Origin of the sequence: Colwellia psychrerythraea (genome assembly GCF_000764225.1) — a bacterium.
GTDB lineage: Bacteria > Pseudomonadota > Gammaproteobacteria > Enterobacterales > Alteromonadaceae > Colwellia > Colwellia psychrerythraea_D.
Genome location: NZ_JQED01000012.1, coordinates 40,167 through 49,069 on the forward strand (window position 1 = coordinate 40,167; position 8,903 = coordinate 49,069).

The window sequence follows — 8,903 nt, forward strand, 5'->3', positions numbered from 1 at the left end:
TTTATCACAATAAATAGCCCGCTTAGCTGCCTTTACAGTCATTTTACTTTAAATTAAAGCGACAACTTTCCCTTTAAAACAACACTAAAGAAGCTAAGAAAGTCGTTCCAACCTCTCAACGTGAAGTCTGAAAAATCAAGATTTGAATTATCAAAAGCAGACATTCAATTCACATAATTTTTGTGGTCTAAACCTTTAATAGCTCCATGGTAGTTTGGGGCATATAGCGTCATAGAAATTAGCGCTAATCGTCCAAGTTATTTATAATTATTTTCTATCCATAGGACTCGTTGTACCAGTGGATTGCTGTCTAATTACATGGGTATATATTGGGGTGGTTCTCAAATAATTATGTCCTAATAGCTCTTGCACTGTTCTAATGTCGGCACCGTTTGACAATATAGTTGTGTAGTAAAGCTAAGACGAAAGGTGTGTGCGGTTGCATGTTTCCTAATACTTGTTTGGTTAAGCACCTTTCGCAGCGATTTGGTCAAAGCTGTTCAGTAAGGTGATGGCTACACTAGTAGCCGTCAGTTGGATGTAGGCATCTAACCGTTGAAGGAAAAACATACTGCTATTTAAAGTCAATAATGGCATAAGGATACTCTCGAGCTAACCCTAAAGGGAGGCTTATTTCACCTTCAACGAGGTCTTTTTGATGCACTCTTTTTACTTTTTCAATTTATTCTTTTCGCGGCTCGAATAAAGATTCAGGTAACCTTGTTTAATTAAATTTCTTAGAATTTTCGCTCCTGCCCTTCTTCCTGTTTAGGGATGAAAAGTGCTAAAACGACAACAACTGAGATAACGCCACCGACAATATAACCCCAGCGCTCTAAGCTAACGCCTTCTAGGCCATACGCATGATGGAACAGAAATACTGCCAAGCAAGCTACCGCGATAGCTATAAATATTTTCATAATGTTTCCTTAAGTTTTTACTGCTATTTATCGCCACATATTACTAAATTTAGGCTTATTAGCCACCTTTGTTTTTATGAACGAAAGAGCTGATATTTAATTTGAAAAAAATAGAGTTTATTAAAGCACAAGAGTTTCTCCAAAAACTTACTTTAAAAGTATCCCATAATCTGCTCACTTTCACACCATGGCATGAAATTTTGGTGCGGGGATTTGAGACCTAACTCCATAGAAAAATACTAGTTCAAATTTCAATCATGCATGAGTGTGAATTTTTTAATTGAAAATCGAAGCTTTAAGCTCAAAATAAACATCAAATGATAGAAATTCAACGACAGATATGATCTTGAAGTAGACCTTAACTACAGCGACTCTGAAACTTCCGTTCAGCGTACCAAGTAAACATAAGCTTACTTGATGCTTAATCCGTTTATTAACATAGTAAGGACATTATCTTTAAGCTAGTTTGTCGTTTAGAGATGTCTAAAAATCAATCACTATTGTAAGTTTATATTCAAAATCGATTGTAATATTGCGCATAAAAAACTCTCTAGAGCAATGATAGCGTAATGTCGGGGAGTTTCTTTGTTAAAGATCCAGCTCTAAGGTGTCTTGAGCAGCTCGGGAAACGCACAGGCACATTAGCTTATTTGCTTTGTCTGTATTAGTTAAGCATTCATCGTTGTGGATGACATTGCCTTTAGTTACCGAAACAACACACGTTTTGCATTCACCCGTTTTACAACTGTAAGGCACATTAATACCCTGAGCTAAAACAGCGTCTAAAATAGATTCTTGCGCCGATACCGTAAACTGTTTTGCCGAGCGCTTAAGCTTTACCGTAAAGGGCTTTGCCTCTGTATCAATGTTATGTTCAAAACGCTCGAAATGCAGACGGCTACTATCAATGTCATGCTGTTGAGCCAGTTCAAGCAATTGCTCAATCATTTTTTGTGGGCCACAAAAATAAAAGTGTGCCTTTATAGGAGCGCTAACTAATAGCTGTTCAACATTTAGTTTGTTGCCTTCATCGCTGGCGTATAGATGTAATTTATCGCCTAATTGCCTAGTTAGTCGATCACTGAAGGCCATTTCATCGATTGAGCGACCACAATAATGCAATGAAAAATCACGCTGCTGACTTGTTAGTGTTAAGGCCATTGCTTTAATAGGGGTAATGCCAATTCCGCCAGCGATCAACACAACAGGAGCTGTTGACTGCTCAAGGGGAAAGTAATTTTTCGGCTGTGCGCAGTTTAACCTAAGCCCAAGGGTGAAATGCTGATGGATAGTCGAAGAACCACTTTGCACAATATCGCTATTACTTAATTCATTGGCTACTTTCAAATCATTATGATCGTTTAACACAGCAATTTCATAACAATCGGTTCTATTGGGGTTCGAACAAAGTGAATAATGTTTATGTGTAAGTTTCCCGTCACCCAATATTACAGGTATCGCCAAGTGTGCTCCTGCCTCAAAAGCAGGTAATGCCTGCCCCTTGGCATGTCTAAGTTCAATAGCTCTAATACGAGGGGTCAATTGCCTAATTCCACTAATTACTAACGGTAACTCTCCCTCCCCAGAGTTTTGCGGGTAATCAGGTAAGTTTATTTTGGCTACTGAACTATTTTTCGATAAATCTTCATTTGTTAAAGAGGCACTCTGCTGCGTATTCAACTGTGCTTTCAGCTCAGCAAGCTCAGTAGTGAGCGGCGTAATTAATGACTCTATTTCACTTTCACTATACCTCGGCGTGATATGCTGTGGACAGTTCCAATCGAATGCTTCCACTTTAATGATAAAACCTCGCTCTACTTTAGCGCGATAATCATCATCTTCAAGACTAGCAAGTGTTTGCCAATCCTCTTCAGCCACTTGACTGATCCGTCCCATTAATTTTAAGCGACGTTTATTAGGATAATCGACAAAGATCAAAGCAACTCGATCATTATTGCGAAAGTTTCCTACACTGACATACTGACGATTACCTTGATAATCTGCAAAACCTAATGTTGAAGCATCAAGCACTTTCAAAAAGCCTTTAGGCCCGCCACGATGTTGCACATAGGGCCAATCCGTTTCACTAACGCTGGCCATATATAAACTATCTCGCTCGGCAATAAATTCTGCTTCAACGGCAGATAGAAGAAAGTTGTAATCCTCGCCTTGATCCATACTGGCATAACCTGCTCGACTGTTTTGCTCTTGCTGCATCGCTCTTACTGACTCAGTAAAGGCGAGTTGTGCGTATTTATGTGCCATGGTCTGACTCCTACATGATCAGTAAACTGACGATCTGAATAAATGCTTGTAAAGTGAAATCGTTCAAATGAACTTCCTGTTCATTTGATTGGCTATCCATTTGAATTGCTTTAATTAAGATGCTTTTTGCAAGGAAATTTTAGGGAAATCGATAGCGACACGACTTGCCTTACCCAGAATATTGGTCATGATATTCATGCCTACATGCGTAATAATTTCTACAATTTCAGCATCTGAATAACCTGCATTGCGAATTTCAAGTAACTCAGCAGTGGTTACTTCACCGTTATGCTCAGCTAAAGAACGCGCGAACTTTACCGCGATAGCCGCTTGTGCATCTTGACTGCCACCAGCTCTGTTTTCAGCCATTTCATCTTCCGTTAAGCCAACGCCTTTACCTATTGCAGTATGCGCCGAAACACAATATTCACAGGCATTTTGTTCAGCCAACCCCAGAGCAATTCGCTCTTTCGTTTTAGCAGTTAACTCTCCCTCGTTAGCAATACTGTGTAAACCTAAAAATGCTTTTAAGGCTGTTGGTGAGTTTGCAAAGACTTTCAAAAAATTTGGCACCATGCCAAGCTGGCTTGTTATCGCGGCGTAAAGCTCTGCTTGTTCTGAAGTTGCTTGCTCTGGGGTAACTAAATTAATACGGCTCATTGTTCTTCCTTATTCTCATTAAAATTTAAAATACGATCTGACATATCTCGTTCAGTTATTGTCATCTTATCTGATGAATTAATACTGCTAACCAAGCGATGAAGCTATTGTGAAACAAAACGGTTTAATTAAGAATAAGCATGATTTACAATTAATTATTTCAAATAATGAAATAATCTACGGAGTAATAGACAATGGATACATTCCACTTGATGAAGGTCTATATTGCCGTAGCTGAAGAGCAAGGGTTCTCAGCTGCCAGTAGGCGCCTCAATATGTCGGCACCGACAGTAACCCGAGCAGTGGCGCACTTAGAAGAGACCTTGAAAGTAAAGTTGCTCAATAGAACCACGCGGTATGTCAGAATGACTGAGGCAGGTGCTCGTTATTTGGATGATGCAAAAAGAATTTTGCACGATGTAAAAGTTGCCAACGAAGCTGCTTTAGGCATCAACGCTAGTCCGCAAGGAAAAATTAGCGTCACCGCTCCAGTACTTTTTGGCCAGCAATTTGTCTTGCCAACGATAACCGACTATTTAGTGCGTTATCCACAGACACAAGTGAATGCGGTTTTTTTAGATAGAGTGGTTAATTTACTCGAAGAAGGTCATGACGTTGGCATTCGTATTGGTGAACTAGTTGATTCAAGTATGCGTGCAAAAAAAGTTGGTAACGTTAGGCTGATACTCGTTGCCTCTCCCGAATATTTAGCTAAAAATGGTATACCCAAAAGCTGTCAGGAGCTGGAGAAACATACACTCATTGCCGCGAATACCGGTAGCTTAAATCCAGATTGGCAGTTTCTGGTAAATAAGCAAAACCTCACGGTAAAGATCAACCCTAGATTAACCGTCACGACAAATCAGGGTGCAATTAATGCGGCAAAAAGTGGCTTAGGGATAACACGAATTATTTCATATCAAGTTGCCAAAGAGCTAAAAAATAATAAACTTAAAATACTATTGGAAAGTTTTGAGCACCCTGCCATCCCCATTAACATAGTGCACAGAGAGGATAAATTTTCTTCCGCAAAGGTGAGAAGTTTTATCGACTTACTCGCTGAGGATCTGCAAGCTAGTTCCGCTTTAAACTAGATCTAGGTATAACCTTTAGCGAATATGAATACTAAGCGCTTAGAATGAGCACTCAAGGTGCTCACTTCAGTCTTTTTGTCAGCACAAACGCTCAAAAGCTATACCTTAGTTTTTCCATAAAACTTGCCGTTTTACTCCAGACCCAGTAAACACCTTCTTCTAATTCAGCCGTTGACATATTTTTGGGCAGATACACAACGTGGCTGCCATCATACTGTGTCCAGTCTTTTGTTAGTATTCTGTTTTCTTTATCAAGTTTTTTGAACGTGTCCGAGCCTGGAAATGGAATCATAAAATGCGGTATAACCTTATCCACTTTTATTTCTTTTATAAAATCGATTGTTTCTTGAAAGATAGTTGGCGTATGCTCATCAAAGCCGAATAAAAAATCGCCCCAAATCTCTATCTCATATTTTCTAATGATTTCCATATAGCTTTTCATTTTATCAGGTTTAACAAAGCCCTTTTTCTGCGCCTTTAACGCTTCAGTTGATGGTGTTTCTATGCCCAACAATAATGCCTTCACTCCAGCATCTTTTGCTGCTTGCAGCAACTCTTCATCTCTGGCAATTAAGACCGTTGTTTCGCCATAAAACTTTAAGCCTAATGGCGCAATTGCTTTAAATAGTTCCAGCGCATAGTCTCGATTATGTGTGAGGTTATCTGAATGTAACTCAACCCACGTTATGCCTAATGACTTTAAATGCTTTAACTCTGCAACGATATTATCAATCGGTCGCATTTGAAATTTATTAAAAAATTGATGCACTAAACAAAAGTCACATTTAAAGGGACAGCCACGCGTCACCACAACTGACCATGTATAATTGTATGTTTTGGGTGCAATTAGATGAGTCGGATACGGGTTAAGCCTGCTCAAGTCAAAAGGCGATGAGTTTTGATAGATAGCTTTCAATCTTCCTTGTTGAAAGTCTTCCAACAGCGTTTGCCAATAGTTTTCAACTTCACCTATGATCAACGCGTGACCATGCTCTGATGCCTCATCTTGGTTGAACATAACATGCAGCCCGCCCAAGATTACCGTTTTACCGTTACGGGTGAATATCTTTGAAATTTCATACGCTCGGTATGCATCAGGGGTTGATGCAAATACAACAACGAGATCCGCATCTGAAGAAAAATTGGTTTGCATGCCAATAGTCTCATCAGTCATTTCTACTTGAAATTGCTCTGGTGTGACTGCAGCTGCTGCAAAAATATTTTGAGGTGGCCCGCCTGTTTCAGCTTTGTACTTTGAATAATCACTGCCTGCTGAGGCTTTGATAAAATATATTTTCATAATCATGACTCCAATTAACTTGACACTTTATGGATGAAAAACACATTACTCACTAGAGAAAAAACAACTTACGCCCAAAATAATCCATCCAGAAACAGCTACCCAATACAACATTGGCTCTTGCTCTCGATAGACAACGTCATACAAGAGTGTGTAGCCAAAATAAATGTCCCATGCAGCCCACAAAAATAGTGCTACACCTACAACACGCCAAAAAATAGTCATACTATTTAACACCTAAATTAATGTTTAAAAACCGAGATAACAACAACTTCAATTGTGCCTAGCACAATAAAAACGCATAACATGTGCCACCACTTCACTGATGCATGCTTAGCGATTATTCCTTCGCTCCAGCACCAAACAAAAATCAGTACAAACCATAGCCAATTTGATGTGATTGGCATCAATACAAAGACGAGTAATATACTCGCAAAAAAAACATTGATAGAAATGAGCGCTAACATGATTCCCTCGTTTACTTAAGAAATTGAGTTCAGCAAACATACTGACTGTGCATCGACTTACTTTACCGCGATATAACTAGCAGTATATTTTCATGCTGACAATTTATAGACTAACCTAACTCACCTTTAATTGTCAACGTGACAATTAAAGTTATTTATTATACTATTCGAAGTAATTTAACTTATTGTTGGGCAAAATTTATGGCAAGACCAAGTATGGCGGGACAACGCAAAGAAGAAATATTAGATGCACTAGAACAATGCATTTTAGACAAAGGTATTCAAGCAACCTCACTAGAAAACATTGCCGAAACAGCTAAGATGAAACGCACAATTTTACGTCATTATATTGGTAATCGTGACGATATAATCTGCGCTTTAAGTGCAAGATGGACAAGTAAATATACTCAACAATGGCAAGACCTTTTAAGTTACCTTCCCACGTCAAATAGAGCTGAGGCACTTATAGAGTCTATATTCTCCAATAGAAGCAAAGATATGATGGATAATACTATTATTGGCGAAGCTATTTTTTCTGAAGCCAAAAGGTTAGAAACAATTAAGCTTCATCAAAAACAAATCATGCAAGAATTTATTCAGCATCTAGTTAATGAATTTTCAACACAGTACCCCGCGGTGAAACAAGAAAAAATCGAACTCATTGCTTACGGAATTTATGCTAATTATTTAATGAGTGAATCACTGTTGCCCTTAGGCATGTATGATGAAATGTATAAATTAAAACAAACATCAATATTATTGAGCTTGCAATTACTTACTAAAGATTGATTTTCACATTGACAACAAACAATTTAATACGTACATTACTCAGCATAATTTTTGCTTAGGTGTATCTTATGAGTTTATTTAATTCAATATTAACTTCTTTTTTTATTGTTGCTATTTTTTGGGGAATAGCTCTTTTTCAAGGCCAAATAGCACATGCCATTCAGCCACAAAAAATCAGTCAAGGACCGCGAAGCGAGGTAAAAGAAATAAATGGAGTAAAAGAACAAACTGTTTTTATCTCAACAAAAGCAGTAAAACCTGAATCCATTCATATTACAGGTATTCGTCAACATGTTGAGCTAGCTGATATTCAGATGTTATGGCAAAAATTTAATAACAATACTGAGCTGCACAAACAACTTAAACATCCCCCCAACAAAGTGTATGTGTTATATCAAAAAATATCTCAAAGCTATCAGCAAGCGGAGGTAACCATAGGATACGATATAACCGAAATGAGGCAGTTTGATAAACACTACTCCATTGATATTAGCCAGAAGTCGGTATTATTACCTTCAAATAAATATGATGAGACACAGCTATCTGAGGCTTGGAAGAAGATAGACTCCCAAAAAGTAAAAACGTACGTACTTGAAGTACATACGTTAAATCAATCAGGTGAAACAACAAGCACACAAGTATTTGTGTCGTATCAATAGGAGCATAGTATGGATTTTCTAACTGAAATATTTTCACCAAACCAGATTTGGGGCTTTGAAGTATGGATGAATGATTGGTTTTTTGTGCTTGCTATTGGCTTTTTTATTGTCGAGTGTCTTAGGTACGCAGTAAAGAAAGAATTTACCAGAAATTTTCTTGGCGACAGCATTGCAAACTTTGCCACCTTAGGTTTATTTATAATCATTTTAGCTATAGTTGGCGCAGCTTACGCTGGGGTGTTTTTATATATCTACGAAAACTTCAGAGTAACGGACCTCCCCTTGAGTGGCTGGACAATTATTTGTTGCATTGTATTAGCTGACCTTGCTTATTATTGGGAACACAGGTTTTTACACATGAATGGCTTTGGTTGGGCAACTCATACAGTACATCATAGCTCGCCTCACTTTAATATTTCAGTGGCATATCGTCATGGTCCTATGGATTGGTTTTTTCCGTTATTTTTCCACTTACCTTTAGCTATTTTAGGCTTTCATCCCTTTATCATATTTTTGGCGGAAATCATTGTGCAATTATTTCAAACCCTTTTACACACGGAGGCAGTCAAAAAACTCCCCCGCCCTATCGAAGCCATCTTTAATACCCCTTCTCATCATAGAGTGCGTAATACTATGATGCCGATCGCTCAATACCATTCAAGCCGATCACTTTTTTGTCTGCCAGTAGACCTCAGTAAAATCTAACTTGAGTGATCGGCATCAGTCAAGGAATTTAGTTTTTTTCGCAT

General features: G+C 38.3%; 12 protein-coding genes. 4 read left to right on the forward strand and 8 right to left on the reverse strand.

Going from position 1 to position 8,903, the window contains the following annotated elements:
- Positions 1 to 267: 267 nt before the first annotated feature.
- From ND2E_RS23575 to ND2E_RS14575, 5 genes are all read right to left on the reverse strand, one after another.
- The gene (locus ND2E_RS23575) at positions 268 to 372 is read right to left on the reverse strand and encodes a hypothetical protein (RefSeq protein WP_223303564.1); all 105 of its coding nucleotides are present in this window, start codon (positions 370 to 372) and stop codon (positions 268 to 270) included.
- Positions 373 to 465: 93 nt separating this feature from the next.
- Positions 466 to 597, reverse strand: a complete 132-nt coding sequence (locus tag ND2E_RS23480; RefSeq protein WP_263281875.1) for a hypothetical protein — start codon at positions 595 to 597, stop codon at positions 466 to 468.
- Positions 598 to 737: 140 nt separating this feature from the next.
- A complete protein-coding gene (locus tag ND2E_RS14585; protein WP_033093150.1) occupies positions 738 to 920 on the reverse strand; it encodes a hypothetical protein in 183 nt (60 codons plus the stop codon).
- Positions 921 to 1,508: 588 nt separating this feature from the next.
- Positions 1,509 to 3,185, reverse strand: coding sequence for a 2Fe-2S iron-sulfur cluster-binding protein (locus tag ND2E_RS14580; protein WP_033093151.1), 1,677 nt, complete (start codon positions 3,183 to 3,185; stop codon positions 1,509 to 1,511).
- Between the two features lie 114 nt (positions 3,186 to 3,299).
- Positions 3,300 to 3,845: a carboxymuconolactone decarboxylase family protein gene (locus tag ND2E_RS14575; protein ID WP_033093152.1), complete on the reverse strand. Its 546-nt coding sequence runs from the start codon at positions 3,843 to 3,845 to the stop codon at positions 3,300 to 3,302.
- Positions 3,846 to 4,039: 194 nt separating this feature from the next.
- Here ND2E_RS14575 and ND2E_RS14570 point away from each other — a divergent pair, with 194 nt between their 5' ends.
- Positions 4,040 to 4,939, forward strand: a complete 900-nt coding sequence (locus ND2E_RS14570; protein ID WP_190277813.1) for a LysR family transcriptional regulator — start codon at positions 4,040 to 4,042, stop codon at positions 4,937 to 4,939.
- Between the two features lie 91 nt (positions 4,940 to 5,030).
- On the opposite strand, the gene ND2E_RS14565 is transcribed toward ND2E_RS14570, so the two are convergent.
- From ND2E_RS14565 to ND2E_RS14555, 3 genes are read right to left on the reverse strand one after another with little or no spacing between them, the layout of a single operon-like run.
- Complete coding sequence (locus ND2E_RS14565; protein ID WP_033093153.1) at positions 5,031 to 6,239, reverse strand: B12-binding domain-containing radical SAM protein; 1,209 nt, start codon at positions 6,237 to 6,239, stop codon at positions 5,031 to 5,033.
- Positions 6,240 to 6,284: 45 nt separating this feature from the next.
- Positions 6,285 to 6,464, reverse strand: coding sequence for a hypothetical protein (locus ND2E_RS14560; protein WP_033093154.1), 180 nt, complete (start codon positions 6,462 to 6,464; stop codon positions 6,285 to 6,287).
- Between the two features lie 17 nt (positions 6,465 to 6,481).
- Positions 6,482 to 6,706: a hypothetical protein gene (locus tag ND2E_RS14555; protein WP_033093155.1), complete on the reverse strand. Its 225-nt coding sequence runs from the start codon at positions 6,704 to 6,706 to the stop codon at positions 6,482 to 6,484.
- 201 nt (positions 6,707 to 6,907) lie between these two features.
- Between ND2E_RS14555 and ND2E_RS14550 the strand changes: the two genes are divergently transcribed.
- From ND2E_RS14550 to ND2E_RS14540, 3 genes are all read left to right on the forward strand, one after another.
- The gene (locus tag ND2E_RS14550) at positions 6,908 to 7,495 is read left to right on the forward strand and encodes a TetR/AcrR family transcriptional regulator (protein ID WP_033093156.1); all 588 of its coding nucleotides are present in this window, start codon (positions 6,908 to 6,910) and stop codon (positions 7,493 to 7,495) included.
- Positions 7,496 to 7,563: 68 nt separating this feature from the next.
- A complete protein-coding gene (locus ND2E_RS14545) occupies positions 7,564 to 8,154 on the forward strand; it encodes a hypothetical protein (protein ID WP_033093157.1) in 591 nt (196 codons plus the stop codon).
- A 9-nt stretch (positions 8,155 to 8,163) separates the two neighbouring features.
- The gene (locus tag ND2E_RS14540) at positions 8,164 to 8,859 is read left to right on the forward strand and encodes a sterol desaturase family protein (protein WP_052056346.1); all 696 of its coding nucleotides are present in this window, start codon (positions 8,164 to 8,166) and stop codon (positions 8,857 to 8,859) included.
- Positions 8,860 to 8,903 lie beyond the last annotated feature (44 nt).